General features: G+C 64.0%; 17 protein-coding genes, 2 tRNA genes and 1 pseudogene. 3 read left to right on the forward strand and 17 right to left on the reverse strand.

Annotated elements, in window-relative coordinates:
* Positions 1 to 18 precede the first annotated feature (18 nt).
* Positions 19 to 3,147, reverse strand: coding sequence for a ribonuclease R (rnr, locus tag SJQ66_RS24050; RefSeq protein ID WP_407691519.1), 3,129 nt, complete (start codon positions 3,145 to 3,147; stop codon positions 19 to 21).
* 553 nt (positions 3,148 to 3,700) lie between these two features.
* Here rnr and SJQ66_RS24055 point away from each other — a divergent pair.
* The 3 genes from SJQ66_RS24055 (at position 3,701) to SJQ66_RS24065 (ending at position 4,815) form a co-directional block, all read left to right on the forward strand.
* A tRNA-Leu gene (locus SJQ66_RS24055) sits at positions 3,701 to 3,785 on the forward strand.
* A gap of 25 nt (positions 3,786 to 3,810) precedes the next feature.
* A tRNA-Leu gene (locus SJQ66_RS24060) sits at positions 3,811 to 3,895 on the forward strand.
* Positions 3,896 to 3,948: 53 nt separating this feature from the next.
* A complete protein-coding gene (locus SJQ66_RS24065) occupies positions 3,949 to 4,815 on the forward strand; it encodes a polysaccharide deacetylase family protein (protein ID WP_320534628.1) in 867 nt (288 codons plus the stop codon).
* A 1-nt stretch (position 4,816) separates the two neighbouring features.
* Here the strand turns inward: SJQ66_RS24065 and SJQ66_RS24070 are convergent, their stop codons facing one another.
* The 16 genes and pseudogenes from SJQ66_RS24070 to SJQ66_RS24145 all read right to left on the reverse strand — a co-directional run bounded on the left by SJQ66_RS24070 (position 4,817) and on the right by SJQ66_RS24145 (position 21,800).
* Positions 4,817 to 6,145, reverse strand: coding sequence for an NAD(P)/FAD-dependent oxidoreductase (locus SJQ66_RS24070; RefSeq protein ID WP_024901286.1), 1,329 nt, complete (start codon positions 6,143 to 6,145; stop codon positions 4,817 to 4,819).
* Entirely contained in the window at positions 6,142 to 7,401 is a 1,260-nt protein-coding gene (locus SJQ66_RS24075; protein ID WP_320534629.1) for a beta-ketoacyl-[acyl-carrier-protein] synthase family protein, read from the reverse strand. The genes SJQ66_RS24070 and SJQ66_RS24075 overlap by 4 nt, the downstream gene beginning before the upstream one ends.
* A 101-nt stretch (positions 7,402 to 7,502) precedes the next feature.
* Positions 7,503 to 8,783 (reverse strand): annotated as a pseudogene (locus SJQ66_RS24080) (beta-ketoacyl-ACP synthase); the annotation flags it as partial.
* Positions 8,783 to 9,508, reverse strand: a complete 726-nt coding sequence (locus SJQ66_RS24085) for a 3-ketoacyl-ACP reductase FabG2 (protein WP_024901289.1) — start codon at positions 9,506 to 9,508, stop codon at positions 8,783 to 8,785. The gene SJQ66_RS24085 and the pseudogene SJQ66_RS24080, both read right to left, overlap by 1 nt.
* Positions 9,505 to 9,984 (reverse strand): hotdog family protein, encoded by a 480-nt coding sequence (locus SJQ66_RS24090; RefSeq protein WP_253465610.1) that lies wholly within the window; start codon positions 9,982 to 9,984, stop codon positions 9,505 to 9,507. Before SJQ66_RS24090 ends, SJQ66_RS24085 begins: the two co-directional genes overlap by 4 nt.
* On the reverse strand, positions 9,981 to 11,258 hold the full coding sequence (locus SJQ66_RS24095) for a beta-ketoacyl-[acyl-carrier-protein] synthase family protein (RefSeq protein ID WP_036006461.1): 1,278 nt from the start codon (positions 11,256 to 11,258) through the stop codon (positions 9,981 to 9,983). Before SJQ66_RS24095 ends, SJQ66_RS24090 begins: the two co-directional genes overlap by 4 nt.
* Positions 11,259 to 11,261: 3 nt before the next feature.
* Complete coding sequence (locus SJQ66_RS24100) at positions 11,262 to 14,024, reverse strand: MMPL family transporter (RefSeq protein WP_320534630.1); 2,763 nt, start codon at positions 14,022 to 14,024, stop codon at positions 11,262 to 11,264.
* Positions 14,021 to 14,758: an outer membrane lipoprotein carrier protein LolA gene (locus SJQ66_RS24105; protein ID WP_320534631.1), complete on the reverse strand. Its 738-nt coding sequence runs from the start codon at positions 14,756 to 14,758 to the stop codon at positions 14,021 to 14,023. The genes SJQ66_RS24100 and SJQ66_RS24105 overlap by 4 nt, the downstream gene beginning before the upstream one ends.
* The gene (locus tag SJQ66_RS24110; protein ID WP_046153385.1) at positions 14,755 to 15,204 is read right to left on the reverse strand and encodes an acyl-CoA thioesterase; all 450 of its coding nucleotides are present in this window, start codon (positions 15,202 to 15,204) and stop codon (positions 14,755 to 14,757) included. The genes SJQ66_RS24105 and SJQ66_RS24110 overlap by 4 nt, the downstream gene beginning before the upstream one ends.
* Positions 15,191 to 16,960 (reverse strand): glycosyltransferase family 2 protein, encoded by a 1,770-nt coding sequence (locus SJQ66_RS24115; RefSeq protein WP_253465620.1) that lies wholly within the window; start codon positions 16,958 to 16,960, stop codon positions 15,191 to 15,193. Before SJQ66_RS24115 ends, SJQ66_RS24110 begins: the two co-directional genes overlap by 14 nt.
* Complete coding sequence (locus SJQ66_RS24120; RefSeq protein WP_320534632.1) at positions 16,957 to 18,987, reverse strand: ApeI family dehydratase; 2,031 nt, start codon at positions 18,985 to 18,987, stop codon at positions 16,957 to 16,959. Before SJQ66_RS24120 ends, SJQ66_RS24115 begins: the two co-directional genes overlap by 4 nt.
* Entirely contained in the window at positions 18,984 to 19,628 is a 645-nt protein-coding gene (locus SJQ66_RS24125) for a COG4648 family protein (RefSeq protein ID WP_320534633.1), read from the reverse strand. Before SJQ66_RS24125 ends, SJQ66_RS24120 begins: the two co-directional genes overlap by 4 nt.
* The gene (locus SJQ66_RS24130) at positions 19,625 to 19,876 is read right to left on the reverse strand and encodes an acyl carrier protein (protein ID WP_046153914.1); all 252 of its coding nucleotides are present in this window, start codon (positions 19,874 to 19,876) and stop codon (positions 19,625 to 19,627) included. The genes SJQ66_RS24125 and SJQ66_RS24130 overlap by 4 nt, the downstream gene beginning before the upstream one ends.
* Positions 19,873 to 20,196, reverse strand: a complete 324-nt coding sequence (locus tag SJQ66_RS24135) for a phosphopantetheine-binding protein (RefSeq protein WP_046153915.1) — start codon at positions 20,194 to 20,196, stop codon at positions 19,873 to 19,875. Before SJQ66_RS24135 ends, SJQ66_RS24130 begins: the two co-directional genes overlap by 4 nt.
* Positions 20,177 to 21,022, reverse strand: coding sequence for a lysophospholipid acyltransferase family protein (locus SJQ66_RS24140; protein ID WP_236693628.1), 846 nt, complete (start codon positions 21,020 to 21,022; stop codon positions 20,177 to 20,179). The genes SJQ66_RS24135 and SJQ66_RS24140 overlap by 20 nt, the downstream gene beginning before the upstream one ends.
* Positions 21,015 to 21,800, reverse strand: a complete 786-nt coding sequence (locus SJQ66_RS24145) for a beta-ketoacyl synthase chain length factor (protein ID WP_253465632.1) — start codon at positions 21,798 to 21,800, stop codon at positions 21,015 to 21,017. The genes SJQ66_RS24140 and SJQ66_RS24145 overlap by 8 nt, the downstream gene beginning before the upstream one ends.
* Between the last annotated feature and the right edge of the window lie 401 nt (positions 21,801 to 22,201).

A 22,201-nucleotide genomic window follows, 5' to 3' on the forward strand; every position in this document is an offset into this window, starting at 1 on the left:
GCCCTCGGGCAACGCGCTTTATACGGTCCGCTTGGCGCGTGAACGCTTGGCTGGCGCCGACTTCGGATGCACCGCCAAACCATCCCCGGCACCCAGCGCGGCGCCGCCACGCGCCGACGTCGAGCCGGAGGCTGGCGCGTCGAGGTCGGCGAACAGATCCCCGTCCGCACTGCCCTGCCTGGCACGACCACGCGTTGCCTTCTTCGCGGCGGCCGGTGCTTTCGCACCCTTTGCCGTTGGCACGGGCGCTTCAACAGCACCCTTAGCGGCACGCTTTTCTCCGGTCTTCGCGGCTTTCTTGGCCGGCACCTTATCGGCGGCGACGACCTTCTTCGCCGCCTTCTTTGCGGACACCTGGTCCACTGCCTTGGCCGCCACCTTCTTTGCCGACGCCTTCTCCACGACAGCCGCTTTCTTTGCGGCAACCTTTTCCGCCGGCGCCTTCTTCGCCACGGCTTTCTCCACCACTGCCGCTTTCTTCGCGGCCGTTTTTTTCACCGCGGCCTTCTTGGCGGGTGCGACGTCGGGCGCCGATGCGACAACCGGCCGCGCCACTGCCACGACAGGTGCAGGCGCCGCCGCCGTTATCGGTGCGACTTGTTCAACCTGTTCGACGCGCTGGGAACGCATGGCAGGTGTGGGCAGTGTAGCCGTCGCGACGGGTGACGACGCGATCGGCGAGGTGACCGGACTGGTCAAAACCTGAACGTTGCCGGTGGCCACGACAGCGCTGTCGATCCGTGCACCGCCGTTACCGGCATGACCGTTGCCGCCCCCCTTGCCGCCCTTCCCGGCCTTGCCCGTCTTGTTACGCCCGCCCATCTTGCCGGCGGGGCCACCCGCGTCCGGCGTATCGCGAATCAGACGGAAATCCATCTTGCGTGCATCGAGGTCGACCCGGCCGACCTGCACCCGGACCCGGTCCGTCAGACCGTAACGGATACCGGTGCGCTCACCGCGCAGTTCGTTGCGAACCTCGTCGTATTCGAAATAGTCACTCCCTAGTTCGGACACGTGCACGAGGCCTTCAACAAACAAGGAATCCAGTGTGACGAATACCCCGAACGGTGCCACGCCGCTGATCGACCCGCCAAATTCCTCACCCAGCTTATCGCGCATGAAATAGCACTTGAGCCAAGCCTCCACGTCGCGTGAGGCTTCGTCGGCGCGCCGCTCGTTCGACGAACAGTGCAGTCCCAAGGATTCCCAAATCGCGACATTCGCCCCCTTGGGCTTTTTCGCGGCATCGTTCGCTTCGCTCGCCTTCGCACCCGGCTTCTGCTTGCGTACCTTCATCGACATCGCCGTATTCAAGGCGACATCGCCGGCGTCCGGCACATACTTCCTGCCCTCCAGGATCGCCTTGATCGCGCGGTGCGTCAGCAAATCAGGGTACCGGCGAATCGGGCTGGTGAAGTGCGCGTACGCCTCGTAGGCCAGGCCGAAATGGCCGACGTTTTCCGGGCTGTAGACCGCTTGCTGCATCGAGCGCAGCAGCATCGTCTGCAGCATCGGCGCGTCCGGCCGCTGCTTGATCTGCAGGATCAACGAAGCGAAATCGCTGGCGTGCGGCGTATCGCCACCGTTCAACGTCAGACCGACACCGCGCAGGAACGTGCGCAGGTTCTCGAGCTTCTCGGCGTTCGGGCCACCGTGGACACGGTACAGGCCCGGGTGCTTGTTGCGCTTCAGGAAGTCCGCCGCGCAGACGTTCGCCGACAGCATGCACTCCTCGATCAACTTGTGCGCATCGTTACGCGTGCGCGGGATGATCTGCTCGATCTTGCCCTGCGGATTGCATACGATGTACGTTTCGGTCGTCTCGAAATCGATCGCGCCACGCTGCTGCCGCGCTTCCAGCAAGGCACGGTAGACCGCATAGAGATTCTGCAGTTGCGGCAGCACGGCGGCCCGCTTCGCCGCTTCCGGACCCTTTGTATTGGACAGCGCCGCCGCCACTTCGTTATACGTGAGACGCGCCGCGGAGTGAATGACCGCCGGATAGAACTGGTACGCCTTGACCTCACCCTTCGCCGTGATGATCATGTCGCAGGTCAACACGCAGCGGTCGACGTCCGGATTCAACGAGCACAGCCCGTTCGACAACTTCTCCGGCAGCATCGGAATCACGCGTCGCGGGAAGTACACCGACGTGCTGCGTTCGATCGCATCCGCATCCAGCGCGGCGCCCGGTCTCACGTAATGCGAGACATCGGCGATCGCGACCAGCAGACGGAAACCGTTGACGCGACCAATCTTGATCGGTTCACAGTAGACCGCATCATCGAAGTCGCGCGCGTCCTCGCCGTCGATCGTCACCAGGGGCACGTCACGCAAGTCCACACGGTCGTGCAGATCATGCCCCTGCACGTCGTCCGGCAGCCTGGACGACTGTGCCAGGGCCGCATCGGAGAACAGATGGGGTACGCCATACTTGCGCACCGCGATCTCGATTTCCATGCCCGGATCATCCACTTCGCCAAGCACTTCGACAATCTTCCCGCTGGCTTGCGAATGGCGGCTCGGATAGTCGGTGATCTCCAGACTGACAATCTGCCCCGCCTTGGCGCCATTCAGGCCGCCCGGGGCGATCATCACATCCCGACCGATGCGCTTGTCCTCGGGCGCCACGACATAGGTACCGTTCTCGTTGATCACGCGACCGATCACGCGCTTGATCGCACGCTCGGTGATTTCGACGACATGCCCTTCCGGGCGACCGCGACGGTCCTGCCCCGTCACCCGCGCCAACACGCGGTCGCCATGCATGATTTTCGACATCTCTTGATGCGACAGGAACAAATCGTCGCTGCCGTCGTCGGGCACGAGGAAGCCGAACCCATCCCGGTGCGCTTGCACACGCCCCGCGGTGAAGCTGGATGCGGCTGCGGGATGGACGAGACCCTTGGCGTCGATGTGAACCTGCGCGTCACGCTCCATCGCGTTAAGGCGCTTGAAGAAACCATCACGCTCCTCGAGCTTGATGGACATCGCGTCGGCCGCGCCTTCGGCCGTCAATATCGTGCTGGATGCGCGCAGCACCGCGAGGATTTCCTCGCGGCTCGGCACCGTATAGGCGAATTTCACGGGGGGACGCGGGGCGAACTTGTCCCCGAAGGAACGGCCCGGCTTGGGACCTGATTTCATGCTCGGTTTGCTCGCTGAATGATGCGTCGGCTGATGCGACTGCGTCGAGGCTTGCTTGGGGGCTGGTCTGGCGCCATGTCTTGGGGCCTGCTCCCGAGCCGTCTGGTCGGCGGGCTTATCGGTGATCTTTTCCCGGGCTTGTCGGCTTTTCACGCGGATGTGTCGTACCTAATCTGAATCGGCTGTCGGCGTGCCGGTTATGGCTCACGGTGGCGGCACGCGCTGCGCGTACCCCGTGCCCCGGCACGAACTATATCGGCACATTCTACCATCAGGGTCCGAATTGCCCCGTGCTTTCGGGTATCCGCCTGATTGCACCGCGCGGACGGACGGCAGATACGACGACTGGCAAGAGCCTATTGCCGAAATACCGCGTCATCGCAAAGAAAATGTTGACACCAAAAGTTCGATCTATATAATACGCTTCTCTCAGCGAACGCGGCACCAAATCAACGGGTTGCAGTGCGCGAGGCTCGGTAAATCACCTCCTTCCGCAAGACGGGGCACGAGGCACCGAAAAGCGGTAAAGCTGGAAGCGCGGCAGGTTTAGTTGGCCCAGATGGCGGAATTGGTAGACGCGCATGGTTCAGGTCCATGTGCCGCAAGGTGTGGAGGTTCGAGTCCTCTTCTGGGCACCAACACTTTCCTGGTTCGCGGTTTTTGGCCCAGGTGGCGGAATTGGTAGACGCGCATGGTTCAGGTCCATGTGCCGCAAGGTGTGGAGGTTCGAGTCCTCTCCTGGGCACCAAAATTTTGAAAAAGGTCTGCAAATGCAGGCCTTTTTTTCATGCGGCCTCTCCCATGAGCAGTTCGCCCGAATCCCCCGAGACGTTCGTTACCCCGCAGGACCGGCGTTTCTGGCCCGTCACCCGGCGTGCCTTCGTAGTGGATGCTACCTATACTTGGCACGCCGCGGCCCTTCTCGGTCTGGCCATCGCTCCCGGCACCTGGCCTTGGTGGCTGGCCGGAACATTGCTGAATCACGCAACCGTCACGACCGCCGGCCTGTTACCCCGTACCACGTTGCTCGGCCCCAATCTGCGCCAACTCCCTGATACTCCGGCGAATCGCGATGCGATCGCGTTGACGTTCGACGATGGTCCAGACCCGGACGACACACCGCGGATTCTCGACCTCCTCGATGCTGCCGGCGCCAAGGCGACGTTTTTCTGCATCGGCGAACACGCATTGCGCCATCCCGGTATCGTCCGCGATATCGTTGCGCGAGGGCATGGCGTGGAAAATCATTCCCAGCGCCACCGCCATACCTTCTCGGTCAGTCCACCATCGCTGATTCGCCGCGAAGTGTGGGAAGGCCAGCGCACACTACAGGCGTTGACCGGCCAGGCACCGGTGTTTTTTCGCGCCCCCGCCGGCTTGCGCAACCTTTTCCTGGACCCGATCCTGCAAGGTGCCGATCTGCGACTGGCGAGCTGGACGCGCCGCGGATTTGATACCCGCGAAACCTCGGCCGATGTCGTGACGCGCCGCCTGCTCGAGGGCGTGGCGCCCCGAGACATCCTGTTGCTGCACGACCGCGGCGCGGCGCGATTGCCGACTGATGGGACCTCGGTCGCGCTCGCCGTACTGCCGCGCGTGTTGCAGGCGATTGCCGCGCGGCAATGGCGCTGTGTGACATTGCGTGAGGCGTTTGCCCCCCTCGCCTGACCTACTCCGACATCGTGCAGATCTGATGCAATGCGTTCAACCGACGCACCGGATCACGCACGTACGGATTGCTTTCATCCCATGCGTAACCGGCCAGCACGGCACTGATCATTCGCCGGATCGCCGGCGTCTGCGCCTTGTAGAAAATCATGTCCTGCAATTCGCCGGTGTACCACCGTTCCACGAAGGCCCTGAAAGTATCGATGCCTTTTCGCAAGGGCACATCGTAGTCTGCGTGCCAGTCCACCGTATCCCCACGCAGTTGTCGATCCAATACCACGGAGGCCTGATACGCGGAGCGCAGCGCTATCGTCACGCCCGAAGAAAATACCGGGTCCAGGAACTCCCCCGCATTGCCGAGCAGCGCATAGCCATCACCATGCAGCCGCGCCACGTTCGCGGAATAGCCCACCAAGGTGCGCACAGGCATCCGTAACGTCGCACCATCGAACAGTCGTGCCAGCATCGGTTCCTCGCCGATCAGTGCACGCAAGCGGCTTTCGCGCCACGCGTCCTGTTCCGCTTCGGAGCGATCCGCCAACGGCACCCCGTCGGCGGGCACCAAAAACGCGCGGGCCGCGACGCAGCCAATCGACGATCGGCCGTCGGACAGCGGAATGCGCCAGAACCAGACATCGCGATGCACAGGGTGAACATGGACCCCGATCTTCGTCCGATCGCTTTCCCGTGCCGCCCGCCCTTCGACAAAATGGCCGAACAGCGCCGCACGCTCCGGCATACCGGTGGGCGTTTCAAGATCGAGCAGGCGCGGTAGCACGCGACCAAAACCGCTTGCATCAAGAACGAAACGCGCGCGTACCGTATCGGCACGGCCGTTGGCATCGACTAGTTCTAGCATCGGGGTCGGGCCACCATGGAATGCGGTGACCGTCTCGCCATAGCGCACATCGGCCCCTTGCCGTGCCGCGCATTGCGCCAGGATATGGTCGAAATCGGCGCGCACTACCTGATAGGTCGTGCCCCATCCTTCGGAATGCTTATCCCGGAAATCGTAGGCAGCATACTGGTCGCCCCGGAAAAACGCCGCGCCGTTCTTGTATTGGAAGCCCGCCTCGACCACGGCGCGCAACATGCCGGCAGCCTCGAGATACGCCATGCTCTGCGGCAACAGGCTTTCCCCAATGGAGAATCGCGGGAAATGCTGGCGCTCGATGACGCGCACGCCATGCCCGGCGCGCCGCAGCAACGCGGCCGCCACGGCACCCGCGGGGCCGGCGCCGATGATCGCTACATCGACATCGACCCCGGCACGGGGTGCCTGCCCGACGCCGCCGCTACTGTCCACCACGGTTTGTATCGCGCTACTCATTCGTCAGTCTCTTCTCGCGTAAAACACAGGGCGGCACAACTGCCGCCAAAACCGAACGATACCGACATGGCCCGCGCGATGCGTGCGGCACGGGTCTGCGTGACTAGTGGCAGATCGGCGAACACCGGATCGCACGGCGGGACCACGCCGGACGTCCGTGGCCCCATGCTGCCGGCGATAAAACCGTCGCGCATCATCAGCAACGTATAGATCGCCTCGTGTACACCGCAGGCTCCCAGCGTATGACCGCTGAACGCCTTCGTCGATGAAAAAGCCGGTATCCCGCCAGCGCTACCGAAGACCCGGCGTAACGCCTCGGCTTCCGCCAAATCGCCCTGCGGCGTCGACGGCGCGTGGGTATTGATGTAATCGAGCAGCGCGTGATCCGTGGCCGCCCACGCCGTCCCGATGGCGCGGGCGATACCCGCCGCGCCGGGCGACACGAAACCGCCGGGGTCCGTGCTGTGACCATAACCATCGAGCAACGCGAGCACCCTGGCGCCCCGCGCTTGCGCATGGGTCAGTGACTCGAGCACCAAGACGCCCGCCCCCTCGCCAATCACGAACCCGTCCCGCGCGCTGTCGTAGGGGCGTGATGCCGTGTGGGGCGCGGCATTGAATCCTAGTGACAACACGCCCATCGCGTCGAACATCAGGGCCGTGTTGTCATGCAAGGCCTCGCTGCCGCCTGCCAGCATGACGTCCTGCGCACCGCATGCGATCAATTCCGCGGCCTGGCCGAGCGCGATCGCCGAGGTCGTGCAGGCGGCCGAGACCGCATAGGTGATGCCTTCGATGCCGAAAACCTGCGCCACGCTGGCGCACGCCGTATTGCCCATGACCTGCGGCACGATGAACGGCGACGCGCGCTCGACGCCGCGCGTGCCCACCAGCGCCATCGCATCGTCATAGGCCTGCAGCGCGCCACTGCCGGACCCGATGACGGCACCGGCACGCGGCGAACACAGCGCTTGCGCATCGAGGCCCGCATCGATCAATGCGAGGCGGGCGGCGTGGCAGGCGAAGCGCGCCGTATTACCCATGAACCGTTCGTAGCGGCGCGCGAACGGCATCATGCCGTCCAGCCGCACGCGGGCCGCGATCTGCGAACCCATGCCACGCGCATGCCATTGCGGCATCGCCTCGATGCCGCAATAACCGGTTCGGAGTGCCGATGATACCGTCTCGCATGTATTCCCAAGACAGGACAGAATGCCGATGCCGGTAACGGCGACACGCCGTGCGTTCGACGTCACCGCACACCCTCCGGGCCTGGACCTGCGGCATCGTGGTCACGACCGGAAGTCGTCGCGGCGCCCGGTCCCACGACGGCACGCCCATCCTGGGCGCCGCCGTCGACCCGCGCGAAAATCAGCGACGTGTTGATCCCCCCGAATGCAAAGTTATTGCTCATCGCGTAGTCGATCCGCATCGTTCGCGGCGCGCCAATGATGTGATCCAACGGCGCGCAAGCGGGATCGACGTGATCGAGATTCAAAGTCGGCACGAACCAGTCCCGATTCATCATCTCGATCGTCCACCAGGCTTCCAGCGCACCACACGCACCCAAGGTATGGCCGACATAGCTCTTGAGCGAACTCACTGGAATCCTTTCGCCGAATACGGCATGCGACGCCTCGCTTTCCGCCTGGTCACCCCGATCGGTCGACGTACCGTGCGCATTCAAATAACCGATCGCCGACGGTGGCAGGCCCGCATCGCGCAACGCGATACGCATGGCGACCGCCATGGTCGGGCTGGCCGGCTGCGTCATATGGCCACCATCCGAATTCGAACCGAACCCCACGATCTCCGCATGAATGCGCGCACCCCGCGCCACCGCGTGTTCATACGCTTCCAGCACCAGCGACACGGCACCCTCGCCGACGACCAGGCCATCGCGGTCGCGATCGAACGGGCGTGGCGTCAGGGCCGGCGCATCGTTACGCGTGCTGGTGGCGTACAGCGTATCGAATACCGCCACCGCGGGTCCGGACAATTCCTCGGCCCCACCCGCGATCATCATGTCCTGCAGCCCATGCGCAATGGCTTCGTACGCGTAGCCGATGGCTTGGGAGCCCGATGCACACGCACACGACGTGGGGATGATGCGCCCCTTCAGCGCCCAGAACAGGCCGACATTGACCGCCGCGGTGTGCGGCATCATCTGCACATAGGTATTCGATGTGACGTCGCGCATCGACCCGCTCTGCAGCATCGTGCCAAAGGCGCGGATTGGCTCGACCGACCCCGACGACGAACCGTACGCCACGCCCATCCGCCCATCGGCGATCGGCACGTCATGCGGGCCGCCATCGCCGAGCCCGGCGTCGGCGAGCGCCAACTCACTGGCGCGCACCGCGTACAACGACACCGGTCCCATCGCACGTGTTTTCTTGCGCGGGTAATGGGCCGGCACGGTGAAATCCGGCAGCGGGCAGGCCAGCCGTGTATGCAACGCGTCGAACGCGTCCCAGGCATCGTAGCGGCATACGGCATTGCGTCCCTCGGCCAGCCTTTGTGCAATGACCTCCCAATTGTCTCCAAAAGGCGTGACGCCGCCGAAACCGGTGATGACCACCCGTCGGCGCCCGTTGCTGGCCGTGGGCGACAGGGTCGCGGTACGCAAACCGTTCATCAGATCATTCCACCGTTGACGCCAATCACCTGGCGCGTCACGTACGAGGCCGAATCGGACATCAGGAAACCAACTACCGCCGCCACCTCGGCCGGATCACCGATACGATTCATCGGCACCTGTTTCAGCGCATGCTCGACCGCGATGCCATCCAGCATCCCCGTATCGACAAGACCAGGGGCGACACAATTGACGGTGATGTTGCGCGAGGCAAGCTCGACGGCCAAGGCCTTCGTCGCCCCGATCAACCCCGCCTTTGCGGCACTGTAATTCACCTGGCCGCGATTGCCCATCACACCCGATACGGACGCGATGGTCACGATGCGCCCGCCACCACGCGCCCGCACCATCGGCATCGTCAAGGGATGCACGACGTTGTAAAAACCATCGAGGCTGGTCTCGATGACGGTGTCCCAGTCATCGCCGCTCAGCGCGGGAAATGCCGCATCACGCGTGATGCCGGCACAGCAGACGATGCCGTAATACGGACCATGCGCCGCGACATCCGCTTCCAGTGCGGTACGGCTGGCGGCGCGATCGCGTACATCAAACTGCACCACGCGCGCGCTGCCGCCCTGAGCAATGATGCCTTGCGCGACGGCTTCACCGCCCGCGGTGCCAACACGACTATGTACACCCAGGGAGAAACCGTCTTCCGCTAATCGATACGCTATCGCGCGGCCGATACCGCGACTCGCGCCAGTCACCAAAACGCGTCGGCTCATTGCCTTTCACTCCTGTTGCTGAATGCCGCAAAATCGGTGGGCTGAAATACCTTGACCACCCCTTCCGCCAACGCGACCGGTCGCGCCGGACCCTCAGAAAAGGGACGAATCGTACAGGCATAGGCACCCTGCCCGTCCTCGGTCCAGAGCACCCGTTCGGCCTCGATGACAAGCCGGCTAGCGGCGGCGAAGCAAGGCACGGCCATGCTATAACGTCGGGTACCCAGCAAGACACCGGGCCGCGCCGCGGACTTGCCTGACAGCGCACGCAGCCCGATGTGCGCGCCGATCGACTGCGCCATCAGCTCGACGCCGATCCACGCCGGCATCGCGCCGTCCGCGTTGGCATACCAGGCCATTGCGTCAACCTGCGCTACCACCTGGATCGTGTCGTCATCGCTGGCGAGTATCCGCTCGACAAGCAGCATCGGTCCCCGATGCGGCAAGCAATCGATGATCGGTGGAAACGACGTCATCGGTCCCCCACGATCAAGCTGACGTTATTACCACCGAAGGCAAACGAGTTGCTCATCAGGAAGCGCCGCCCGCCATGCGGTGCCGACGGATCGGGACGGGCAAGAAATTGACCGGGCCGCACGACGTTCAGTAATGGCAGCGCCGGATCGGCCTGACCATCCCAGCAGTGGGGCGGCATCGGCATGTCGTCGCGCGACAGCATCAGGTAAAGCAAACCCAGTTCGGTCGCCGATGCGGCACCCAGCATATGGCCGGTAAAGGGCTTCGTGCCGCTGGTGAGTACACCCCCAGGAAAGACCCGCGCCATCATCGCCGCTTCCATCTCGTCGTTTTTCGGCGTGGCGGTGGCGTGCAGGTTCACATAGCCAATCGCGCCGGGGGGGATGCCCGCATCGTCGAGCGCCGCGCGCAATGCCAGTTCGCCGCCCACACCGGCCGGGTCCGGCGACGAGATATGGTGCGCGTCACTCGACTCGCCGACGCCGGCCAGCCACACCCCGCCCGCATCACGCGACATCAGGAACAGTGCCGCCCCTTCACCGATATTGATGCCGTTGCGGTTGACGCTCAACGGATTGGACCGCGTCAGGCTGGTGGAGGCCAACGAGCCAAAACCCTGCAACGTCAATTCACATAGCGAGTCGACACCGCCGGTGATCACTGCATCGCAGAGTCCCAGTTGCAACAAGCGACGCGACGCGGCAATGGCCTTGCCACTGGACGTGCAGGCTGTCGACAGCGTATAGGACGGCCCCCGCACCCCCAGCACGCTTGCGGTCAATGGACCCGCCGAGCCGATTTCCATCTGCCGGTAATCGAAGCTTGCCGGCAGCGTGCCCGCCGGCGATTGCGCCTGGAACGCGCGCTCGGCCGCCTCGATGCCGGAGGTGCTGGTGCCGAGGACCACACCCACGCGCGACGCGCCGAAGCGTTCGATCGCGGCGGCCGTATCGGGGAGAATCTGCAGCAACGCGGCTAGCAGCATCCGATTATGCCGGCAGTCGTAACGGGACAACGCCGCCTGCCATTGCGCGAAAGACGGCCTCGCGGTGCAGTCAGGCAAGCCGGCATCGAGCGCGTGCAATGCCGCCTCCCAGGACGGCAACCTCAGCACCCTGCCGACATAGGCGGGGCCGGTCAGCGTATCCGCCAACCCCATGCCGGGCGCCACGTTGCCCCGCACCGAGGCCACCACAGCGTCCGCCCCGCAGCCCAGCGCATTGGTCAGGCCCAGCGCGCGCAAATATACCGGTGGCGAAAAAATAGCGCTCATAGCTTAGACATTCCGTGCACCGTCGCGCGCACCGGCAACCCCGCGCGCTGCTTTACTCAACAACGAACGCCGGGCAGGGTCGAATGGCATCCCCAGGGGCGACAACACCACCGCCACCCCGATGCCTATCGACAGCGTCAGGCCAAAGCTGCGTAAAGCCGGCATCGCGCTGCATGCCAGCAGACCGAACGACAGAAACGTCGTGGCCGCGGACAACAACACGCCCACCCACACCGCGCCCAACGCACTGTCGGCCGCGACATCGGCTTCCGCTGACGTTCGCGACATGCAGCGCGCCGTCGCGCCGATGGCGTCGCGCGCCAGCCGCATGCATCCCTCGCGCAGGAAGACAGCGTAATTGACGCCAACGCCGAAGACCAGCATCAACGCCAGCACATTGAACAACGTCAGCAGTTGATGGAGATAGCCGAACGCCGCCAGGACGACACCAACGGACAGCGCGGTGGGCAGCAACACCCGTCCCGCGCCGCCCACGCCATACCGCCATGATAACAAGCCCAGAATCAACACCGATACGCCGAGCAGCCAAAATGCGCCGCGCACCCGATAGGCGCCGAACAGCGCGGACACGCTGCGCGCCTTGTCCACGAAGACGACGCGGATGTCCGCGGTACCAGCTTGCGCGGCGATCTCCCGTAGTGCCGCGACATTGTCCTCGCTCACCCCTTGCAACGGCATCACGGCGGCCGGCGTGGCAGGCTCGCCCGGTTTGCCGCCCAAGGCGCCCAACCATAGACGGGCATACGGTTGCGACCACGGTGCGGCAAGCCAATCCCGCACCTGCAGAACCGGGCGCGCGCCATGCGCCATCTCGGACGCACGTACCAATGCACCGTCCGATGCGGGTGCCTCGGACGCGGCATGCGCCGCCAGCCAGCGATCGATCACATCGTCTCGTAATCCGGCGTCGATCAGGATATGCCGCAACACGGCGGGATCGTCGAAAACCACGCGATCGAGTAGTGCCGCGTCGCCACGCTGCGTGCCTGCTGGCGGCACGAACGCGGTGAGGCTTTGCCATGAAGGGAGTGTTTTTTTCTCGTGCAACAGCGCATCGAGACGCGCCATGCCTTGCAACACGGCCTCGTCATCGCGACCCCGCACGAGGAAGAACTGCGTGCTGTCGTCGCTCCCCAATGCGTTGCGAATCCGGGTTTCCTGTGCAAGCAGACGCGGATCGCGCTGCACCAGCAGATGGATATCGTCGTCACTGTGAAGCAAGCACCAACCGGGGGCGGCAAGCACCATCAGGATAACGACCACCGGCCAGACGCGCCCCGCTTGCAGCATGCGATACGCCCACGTCAGCCCGCGTCCCGCGCGTGCAAAGAGCGCGGTTCGCGATGCGGCGCGCGGCGCCTGCAATCGCGGCATCAGCGTGGGAAGCAGCGTCAGCACGCACAGGAATGCCGTGGCAATGCCGGCAAACGCGAAACACGCGATCTGGCGCAGCACCGGAAACGGGACCGCCGCCAACACCGCATAGCCAAGCAGGCTTGTCGCCAGCGCCACCGTCAACGCCGGCCGCACCACCCGCGCCGCGCGACGTGCCGGGGTGTTCTCGCGGGCCGAACCGCCCGCACTGTCATCGTGTATCCCGCTTGCCGCCGCGCCTTGCTCGAAGTACGCGACAAAGTACTGAATCGAATAATCCACCGCTTCACCGATCAGGCTGGCGCCAAAGACCAGCGTCAACAGATGGAGTTGGCCAAAGATGGCAAGCGTGATGTCGATGGCGAACAGCACGCCTAATGCCGTGGATAGAAACCCCAGGAGCAACAAGCGCGGCGACCGGAACACCCACACCATCAACAACGCGATACCGGCCAGCGATGCAAGGCCGATCAGATGTACTTCCCGCTGCGCCGACGCGCGCGCCGCCTCGGCGTAAAACACGGCGCCGAATCGTGCCAGCGAGAGGCCCGGCACGTGCTGCCGCCGCAGCGCCGCTTCACCGGAAGCGACGGCTTCGATCAGCGCCTGCTGCGTTTGCGTAGCATAAGGGGATCCCGCCAGCGTCGCAAACAACAGGACACCAATGCGTGTGTCCGCGACATCGGCTCCCGCCGCGGCGGTGCCCGGATGCGTCACGAGGAAACCGTGATCGAGCTGCAGGCGCGTTTGTGCGAGCGGCAGCGCGGATAACCAGTGGGTCAACCATCCGAACGGATCGTCGGCCAGCGATGCCTGCAATGCCCCGCCCCCCGCCGACGCTTCCGGCGCATACAGGCGCGCGTCAAGCCATTGCCGTATTGCCGCCTGTCGGACCGGCGCCACCGCGCCATCCAGGCGTTGCAACGTGGCGCGATCCGCAGCAGTCAACAAACCAAACCGGAACGGCAGATACGTGGCCCCGACCCGCGACAGATCGAACGCGGGCAATTTTGCGATGACGCTGGTGAAAAGCGGCGACGTTGTCGCGGAGTGACGCCCCGGCGCCGCCCCACCTGCTTGCGTCAAGACATCGGCGAACGTTTGCGCCGCCGCGCGGGCCTGTGCGGGATCATCGGCTTCGACCAGAAATACGACACGCTGGCCGACGGCATCGGTCAAACGATCTATCGCGTGATCGACAGCGGGATCGGTCGCGCTTCCAGGCAGCAAGGCGAGCAGATCGGTCTGCAATGGCGCGGGATCGGTCACGACCCAGAACCGCCAACCCGCGAAACCGATGGCGCAGGCCGCAAGCGCGATCCAGACCACCCTGATGCGCCAGGCCGCCCGACGCCTCCGATCCCGCATCATCTTGCGGACAGCCAGGCACGTTCACGTCCCGGGATGGCGGGAAGCGCGTGCTGATCCGCGAACGACCACTGCAACGTATCGCCATTCGCCTGGACGATGTCCAATGACGTCACGAAGTCCCCCCCTTCCAGATCGACCTGACGCAGGACCTGGGCAATCTGCGGCTGGTTCGGCACCAGTCGCATGCGCCAACGCGTGGCAGTGCCCTGCGCGCTGACATCGAATTGACTATATAGCGCGGACAGGTCGCCGCCAAGCACCGCGCGCAACATGCGCGATACCTGCGCCGCGGCGGCGGGCGGCGTTTGTGCGGGCGACGCATCGGCGCCGGCATCGTCGACCTGGCGCACGCCACGGTCCGTGATCGTATATACAGCATGCATCGGACGATCGATCGTCCACACCACGCCACTGTCTCGGGCGAACAGCAGGACACCGCCGCTCGTCAGCGGACGGCGCAGCGCCGCGCGCGTCTGCGTTTGGGTGTAGCGCGCCTGGACCACGGGATACTGCCCCAGTTGCGCCGTGATGTGACCAACCAGCATGGCATCGGGCTGATGGGACGCCGATTGCCCGGCAGGTTGCGTGGACGATGGCAGACCAGGCGCGCGCGACGTGTCCGGCACGCGCTGCGCATGAACCGACGCACCCCACGAAAACAGCACGATCGACACCGCGGCCGATACCGCTATCGGCCGCGAGGCGGCGGTGACGTGTTGAAAAAACGTCTTCATGCCGCGCCTCTTGCCCGTGCCAGCTTGTCACCAACGATCGGCGGCGAGACGAATTGCAGCGCTTGCGTTGCCGCTTCCACGGCAACCTGAATCGTCTGCCCTTTCGTCAGCCGCTTACCGCTTTCGACATCCCGGATTTCATAGGCAATACGTAGCCGGTTTTCATATTCCAGCAGATCCGCGCGAACAACGATACGCTGGCCATAGACCGCCGGCTTTACATAGCGCAGATGCAAGTCGATGACGGGCCAGAGATAGCCTGACGCCTGCATCTGCGGATAGTCATAGTCGAAGCGACGCAACAGTAGCGCGCGCGCCAGTTCCAGGTACTTCACATAGTGTCCATGCCAGCAGACGCACATTGCGTCGACATCGTGGAACGGCACTTCGAGCGTCGTGCTGGCACTCAGCAGAACACTCCGACTGGCGGTGTCATGAACGGCCATCAGACGAGTTGTCTCCAGGTGAGCGGGCACCAGCCCAGAAATCGTAGAAATTGAACCACTGATACGGCGCCGCGCGGCAGTGGTTTGCCAGACGGTCCGCGAAACGCCCGGCCCAGGTCGCGATATGGGTTTGCCGAGCGGTACGCGGCAACACGATGCGTTCGGCAAACGATTCGAAGTGCAGATGGTATCGCCCACGCGACTTGACACTGAAAAACAGATAGACCGGACAGGCCAGCGCATGCGCCAGGACCCATGGGCCTTGTGCGAACGGCGCCCCGCCGTCGAGGAACGGCACCGTCACGGTTCTGCCGCCTTCGCGGGCCGGCACCCGGTCGCCAACGATGACCAACCATTCTCCGGCATCGATGCGCTGCTGCATCATGATCGCCGTCTGCGGCCCGAAATCGTCTACCTGTACCAGTTGCGCGGTAAAGCGTGGATCGGCCTTTTCCAGCATCGCGTTGAAGCGCTTGGCATGTTCGGTGTAGACGATCGCGGTGACGCGTACCGGTTGACCCGTGCTGCGCGCGCGCCCACCATGGGTGCTCAAGGCCCGGGCCATCTCCAGGTTACCCAGATGGGCACCGATGATCAACGCGCCGCGGCCGCTGCGCACCAGCGTGTCGAATGCGGTGGTGTCCTCGAAAATGACGCGCGACATCGGCAGACGTCCAGACCAGGCCAGCATCTTGTCCAGTCCCGACTCGGCGAAGGCGAACATCTGCCGGTATGTACTGGCCCATCCCGGTACCGGCGACGTGCCGCCCGTATGACGCGCAAGCCGCGCGAAATAATCGAACGACGCCGCACGCGCGACCCGGCCGGTCAGCAGGAAATAGGCCACCACCGGGTGCAGCCACCAGCGTGTCACGCGCGCGCCCAACCACCGCTGACTCATCGCCAGCAACGCCAGGCCGAGCCCGCTGCCCCGCTCGCGCATCCGCCACCATCCGGCACGGTGTGCCGGGTCCGACGTCGGCACGATGTCCCGATGCCGCGACATCACCTTGTGCGCCAGCAATACCGGCAGGCGCAATAGCATGCCGCACACCAGGCGCGTATGACTGCGACTGATGCGAACGTTGTCCCATAGCATGTCGAAGTGGGACAGGCCACCCGCGGCATACACGACCCGGGTGGGCACCGTCACAAACGCCAGGCGACGCCAGTACAGGCGCACGAGGACCTCAATGTCGAAATCCATCCGGGTCGGCAGGCGCACCGTGTCGATCAACGCGCACGTCGCAGCCAAGGGATACATGCGATAGCCGCACATTGCGTCGCGGATCGTCAGGGACAAGGTCTCGATCCAGACCCAGACATTGGTCAGCAGCCGTCCATACAGGCGTGCCGCCGGCACCGAATCATCATAGACCGGGCGTCCCACGATAACGGCCCCCGGCGCCGCCCGGGCGGCCGCGACGAAATGCGGGACGTCCGCCGCATCATGCTGGCCATCGGCATCGATCTGCAACGCATGCGAAAATCCCGCCATACGCGCCGCCAGCAATCCGGCCATCACCGCCGCGCCCTTTCCGCCATTGCGCGGGAGATGCAACAACGTCACCGGCGGCGACGCATTGGTGTTCGGCGGCGTGGCAAGCGCGTCTAGCACCGCATGCGTCGCGGCGTCACTGCCGTCATTGACGATGATGATCGGCAAACGATGCACCGCCAGGCGCGCGACGGTCTGCCCGATCTGATCCTTGTGGTTATAGATCGGAATGACGATGCAAGGACGGCACGCACTCATTGACGCGTTGCCTCCAAAGCCAAGGCAGCCGCATCGTCGTCGCCATAGTAAAGCAGGCCGCTGGCGCAAGAACGCCCCTCGGATTCGAAAACGAATGCAACGCGGCTGCGGGACGCGTGATGCGTCAGCGTCAAGGTCAACGTGGTCCCAGGCATGATCGGTGCCGTGAATTTCAACTGCTCGACCGACCGGACACGGGCAAGTGCGTCGACATGGCGGCAGGCGAATCGTGCGGCCCAATCCAATTGCGCGACACCGGGCAGAATCGGCTGGATCGGGAAATGCCCGTCGAACTGCACCAGCGAGGCGACCACCCGCAGCGTGTAACGCCACCGCACCACCCCGTCCGATGTCGGCATCGACGCATAAGACAACACGTCCGGTAGCGTACCCGACGGCGCGAACACCGCACGCAATTGCATGGCCGGCAACTTGCCGCGTGCGTCGTACGGTAACGCGGATAGGAAGCGCCAGTAATGCGGCACCGCCACCGGGTCCAGATGCGAGGACAGATGGCGTCGCAATGGTTTCACCACGGCGGCCCGCCCCTGTTCGAAGAGCACGGCGCTACCTGCGTCGCGCAGCACGATCACCGCGCCGACACGCTCCCGCTCCCGGACATCGGCCTGCGTCAGCGTAACGGCCGCAACCTCCCGTACAAATGGATGCACCTCCAGCGCCCTCTCGATTTCGGGCAAGGACACGCGTTTGCCCGACACTTTCGCCACGCGGTCGATACGCCCTTCCAGACGAAAATACCGGGCAGGCACGCGTCCGCCGTCACGCGCTCCATCGCCGTTATCGACATGCTCGACAAAGCTGACCGCATCCGCGGTGTGGAAACCTTCATCCGCCATGAGCGGATCGTTTCCCGCCAGCAGATGCGGGGACCGTACCGCCAAGGTACCGGCGTCGGTACGCCAGACGGCCTGTCCTGGCAACGGCGTCCAGTAAGGGTCGGGGTCGCCCAGGCGTTGCTGCCGCGTCGCAATGGCCCCGGTTTCGGTGCTGCCATAGATTTCAAACGGGGCCGCGCCGAAGGTGCGTAGATACGCGCATGCCGTTTCGTGCGGCAACGGTGCGCCCGCCGACAGGAAAGCGCATCGCACCGCTGTGTCTGCCGACGTATCGAAGCCCGACAACGCAGGCCAACGTGACAGCTGGGGTGGCGTGGAGACGATCAGGCGTCCGAAATGCGACGCCACGTGATCGGTGCCCCGTGACGGGGGCCAATGTGGCGGCAGGGCCTGCCAATCCCCCGGACCAGTGCACCGCGCGCGGTCGAATGGGCGTCCTGCCGCCAGCGGCCATAGCAGGAAAAACGTCAGTCCGTAAATATGGTGGTGCGGCACGCTGGACTGGCAGATCACCTCATCGAATATATCGCCCCATTGTGCGGCAAACCCCTGGATTTCCGCATCGAGTTGCGCCAATGTCTTGTGAAGGGGTTTGGGCGCACCGGTACTGCCAGACGTGAACAAGGTCAGCACCGCATGGGGATCGATCGGTCCATCCGTCGACACCGTCGGCCTGTCCGACGGTCGCCGCACCGCGCGCGCCGAGCGCCGCGGCACGTCGGTGCCACGCTCGCCGGCGCGGTCGGAATCGCTCGCCGCGCGTCGCTCATCATCGGCCGCGGCGCCCAGAATCCGTGCATACACATCGGCGTTCAATACGACATCGTATGCATCGGCCGCTGCAAGCGTGTCCCAATAGGCAGGCGCGTCGTGCGCAGGTAACACCGGACGACATCCGGCGGCCATCGTACCGAACAAGGCACAAAGAAAATCGAAAGGGTCGTCCAGGAAGATCAGCACACGTGGCACGGGGCGCTGCGCCGTGGTGCGCGCCCACGCACTCACCTTGCGACCGGCAGCGACGAAATCGCCGTGGGACAACCAGGCGCCTTTATCAAAACACAGCAGGGTATCGGCGCGAAAGCGGGGTGCATCAGACGCGCGCCGATCTTGCGCCTCCTCGATTGGCGTCGTGCAGAATACCCGGTGCAGCGGCAGGAGGCGATTCATGCCCGTGCCCCGCCCTTGTTGTCGCCGACGGTGCCATCACGGTGACCGGGTTCCCGCGCGGCCCGCGACTCCTCGCCAGGGGGACGCACGACAAAACGACGATATAGCCATTCGCCCAACAGCAAGGTCCCCGTCAGCAAATAGGCAATGGCGCCGTTATACAGCGCCCACGCCTCAACGGTCCAGGAACACGCGGTATAGACGGAAAAGCCACCGTTGGCGACGAAAAAAACACACCAAAGCGCGGTGACCCGGCGTGTATAGACCTGGCCGGCCAGATCGAGATCTGGCGTCTGCAGCCGGGCAAAGCGCTCGATCATCGATGGTCCGCGCCGCAACGTCGCGGCAAACGCGACGAGCAATCCCATATTCACGAACGCCGGATATAAACGCAGCAACCGTTCATCGCCGGTCAACGCGATCACGCAGGAGGCGGCACTCAACGCGACGGCAACGCTCCAGTCCAATGGCGACATCCGCCGCAACGCACTCCCGATCAGGCCGCCGCCGAGCACGCGCTGCAACCACAACAGCGCGAGCAGCAACAGCCCCATCAGACGCGGCGCTTCCCAATGCCAACTCCCGAGGATCAGTGCCGGATAGGCCAGCCGCACCGCGACACGCGCGACCGCCAGCATCATTGCTGCGTGGCGAGCAATGATTCCACGGCGCGGACCACGTCACCTACCGTCCGTACAGCTTTGAACTCCTCCGGCTGCAGCCGCCGTCCCGTCATTTCCTGCAGCTTGATTGCAAGGTCGACCGCATCGATGCTGTCGAGATCGAGATCGGAAAACAAATGCGCATCCGGCGTGACGCGGGATGGCGATATCTCAAAATTCTCTTCAAAAATGTCGCGAAGGCGATCGAGGATATCTTGTTCCGTCACACCGTTTCTCCATTACCGTTATCCCGTGCCGCCGCCGTCTCCGGCGGGGTCGCGCCGCCATCGGCCCGCGCGGCCACAATCATCGCGGCTAACGTCGAGATGGACCGGAAATGTTGATGCGTGCTTGCGTCATTGGCCGCGATCGTCAGGCCGTAGTGCTTGCGCAAGACGATGCCGATCTCCAACGCATCGATGGAATCCAGGCCGATCCCATCGGACTCGAACAACGGCACGTCATCATCGATGTCCGCGGGGGTCATGTCCTCGAGGTCCAACGCATCGATCAACAACTGCTTCAACTCACGTTTCAATGAATCCATGGTCCTTCAAGCGCTGATACATCAAGGTTTCAACCGTCGCGGTAAGACGCCGCGCCGCCAATGCCAGTGACGGCGTGCCGACTTTCCGGTCGACTGCTTCCGGTGTTGGCCGCACCGGTTCGGCCCGCGCCATGCCAAGCGGTTCCAGTACACGCACATGGACGGTAAAAGCCCGTGGCGGCACGTCATACCACCGCATACGCTTTGTAAACGCCGGAGGCGAACAGTGCATCAGCACCGGCAACACGTCAGCATGCGATTGCAATGCCATATGCGCGAAACCGCGCGAAAAGGCATGCAAGCGATCCGGTCCTGGACTGCGCGTGCCTTCCGGGAAGACGATCACCGTATAGCCTTCCGCCAGTCGCCGGGCACCGTCGCGTACCAGGGCTTCGGGATCGGCGTTGCTGACATACGCCGCGGCCCGCACGATCCCCCAGAAACAAGGGTTGCCCCAATGCGCCTTCTTCACCACGCAGCATGCGCGCGGCGTCATCGACAACAGGACCATTACATCCAGGTAGGTCGGATGATTCGCGACGACGATGCACGGGCCCCGCTGCCGCAATCGCGCCACGCCGCGCGCATCCACATGCATGACCCGCAACCATCGCAACGCCGCGACCAGACTGCGAAAAAAACAGTGAATCCCAAAAACAACCGCACGTTGCCGCGACGCCCGATGCGGCCATAACAGCATCAATGGCAAGAAACACGCGGAGAAGGCCGCACCGCTCACACCGAAGACGACAAACGCCATCCCGGTGGCCAGCAGACGCCATCCCTGATTGACAGGCCCTGACCGGACCACCATGGCGTCACGCATCCGCCCAGCTCCACGTCCAGTAGCCAGCGGCACCACGCCACGTGGCCGCACCGCCATGTGTCAGCACCTGGCGCAATGCCGCGCTCTGCGTCGCGCAGGTCGCGCTCTGCGGCACTGCACCGTCGCAAACCATGCCGCACGTCAAATAGCCCTGTCCATTACGGGAAATCAAAACCGCTACCGCGCCGCCCTCGACCTCATCCTGGATCGCCCCAAAAATGGGGTCCGCCGTTTCATCTGCATACACCACCAGCACCGGAGACGTCGGATCGCTCACGTATTGCGCATAGCCCTCGAGCAAGGCATAGCCCAATGTCTCAGGCCCAGCCGACATCGCACTCGAGGCGCTGCGGTCATGCCGGGCGATACTGAACACCCCGGTCATCGCATTCATCACCGAAAGGCTGAATGCGGTGGGAGACACCGGTTGGCCGGCGCTGATCGCGCGCAGGATATCGGTACTGCGGCGCAACTCACCGTGACGTGACGCAAAGACCATGCGTACGCCCGTAGGAGCGCCCGCCGTCGACGACACAGCCGGATGCAACGTTTGTTGCCGTGGCAATTCGGGCGCGCCCTCGCCGGACATCGTGCTTGCTTCGTCTCCCGGCGCTGGATCGCGAAGACACGCCACGGCGGCGACCAGCGCCATGCGTGACAGGTTCGACAGACGACGACGAAGCATCGGATCGATATAGTCGAGGCCGGTCGACGGTGATAAGGTCGCCGGTGCCGTCGCCCAGCGCACAACGGGCACGGTCCAGTGCAAATCGGTCATCTCTATACCGCCAGGGAGCCAATAAACCCGAAGTCCATCCGCGTGTCTTCAATAACGGGTACGGGCGTGCAAACCTGCACGATAGTGCAGGTAAACCGGCGGGATTATACCGAATGTTACAAAACTATACAGCCGTGGCACGACGTATTTTTACACCATCCAGAAATGGCGCGGCATCGTGAGCGGCCCCGATCTCGGAAATCGCGTCAACTGACCGTTGCGAGTCGCCAGAAAAACACGAATTCTAAGATACCGTTTGATACAACACCGTGCATTACGTCGGCGTGCATCACGCCGGACCGTGGCGCGGCGCCACGTAAGAGGGCGAAAATAAAAGGAGCCTGTTGGGCGCTCTGTCCGCGGCAGGGGCGGCGGCGACAATCAACCAAGGGTTTTTGTCG

The organism is Robbsia andropogonis, from assembly GCF_034047095.1.
GTDB classification, from domain to species: Bacteria; Pseudomonadota; Gammaproteobacteria; order Burkholderiales; family Burkholderiaceae; genus Robbsia; species Robbsia andropogonis.

Bases quoted from the DNA above. Each gene is read 5' to 3' on its own strand.
- rnr (WP_407691519.1), bottom strand. From the start codon at position 3,147: ATGAAATCAGGTCCCAAGCCGGGCCGTTCCTTCGGGGACAAGTTCGCC.
- SJQ66_RS24065 (WP_320534628.1), top strand. From the start codon at position 3,949: ATGAGCAGTTCGCCCGAATCCCCCGAGACGTTCGTTACCCCGCAGGAC.
- SJQ66_RS24070 (WP_024901286.1), bottom strand. From the start codon at position 6,145: ATGAGTAGCGCGATACAAACCGTGGTGGACAGTAGCGGCGGCGTCGGG.
- SJQ66_RS24085 (WP_024901289.1), bottom strand. From the start codon at position 9,508: ATGAGCCGACGCGTTTTGGTGACTGGCGCGAGTCGCGGTATCGGCCGC.
- SJQ66_RS24090 (WP_253465610.1), bottom strand. From the start codon at position 9,984: ATGACGTCGTTTCCACCGATCATCGATTGCTTGCCGCATCGGGGACCG.
- SJQ66_RS24095 (WP_036006461.1), bottom strand. From the start codon at position 11,258: ATGAGCGCTATTTTTTCGCCACCGGTATATTTGCGCGCGCTGGGCCTG.
- SJQ66_RS24100 (WP_320534630.1), bottom strand. From the start codon at position 14,024: ATGATGCGGGATCGGAGGCGTCGGGCGGCCTGGCGCATCAGGGTGGTC.
- SJQ66_RS24105 (WP_320534631.1), bottom strand. From the start codon at position 14,758: ATGAAGACGTTTTTTCAACACGTCACCGCCGCCTCGCGGCCGATAGCG.
- SJQ66_RS24110 (WP_046153385.1), bottom strand. From the start codon at position 15,204: ATGGCCGTTCATGACACCGCCAGTCGGAGTGTTCTGCTGAGTGCCAGC.
- SJQ66_RS24115 (WP_253465620.1), bottom strand. From the start codon at position 16,960: ATGAGTGCGTGCCGTCCTTGCATCGTCATTCCGATCTATAACCACAAG.
- SJQ66_RS24120 (WP_320534632.1), bottom strand. From the start codon at position 18,987: ATGAATCGCCTCCTGCCGCTGCACCGGGTATTCTGCACGACGCCAATC.
- SJQ66_RS24125 (WP_320534633.1), bottom strand. From the start codon at position 19,628: ATGATGCTGGCGGTCGCGCGTGTCGCGGTGCGGCTGGCCTATCCGGCA.
- SJQ66_RS24135 (WP_046153915.1), bottom strand. From the start codon at position 20,196: ATGGATTCATTGAAACGTGAGTTGAAGCAGTTGTTGATCGATGCGTTG.
- SJQ66_RS24140 (WP_236693628.1), bottom strand. From the start codon at position 21,022: ATGCGTGACGCCATGGTGGTCCGGTCAGGGCCTGTCAATCAGGGATGG.
- SJQ66_RS24145 (WP_253465632.1), bottom strand. From the start codon at position 21,800: ATGACCGATTTGCACTGGACCGTGCCCGTTGTGCGCTGGGCGACGGCA.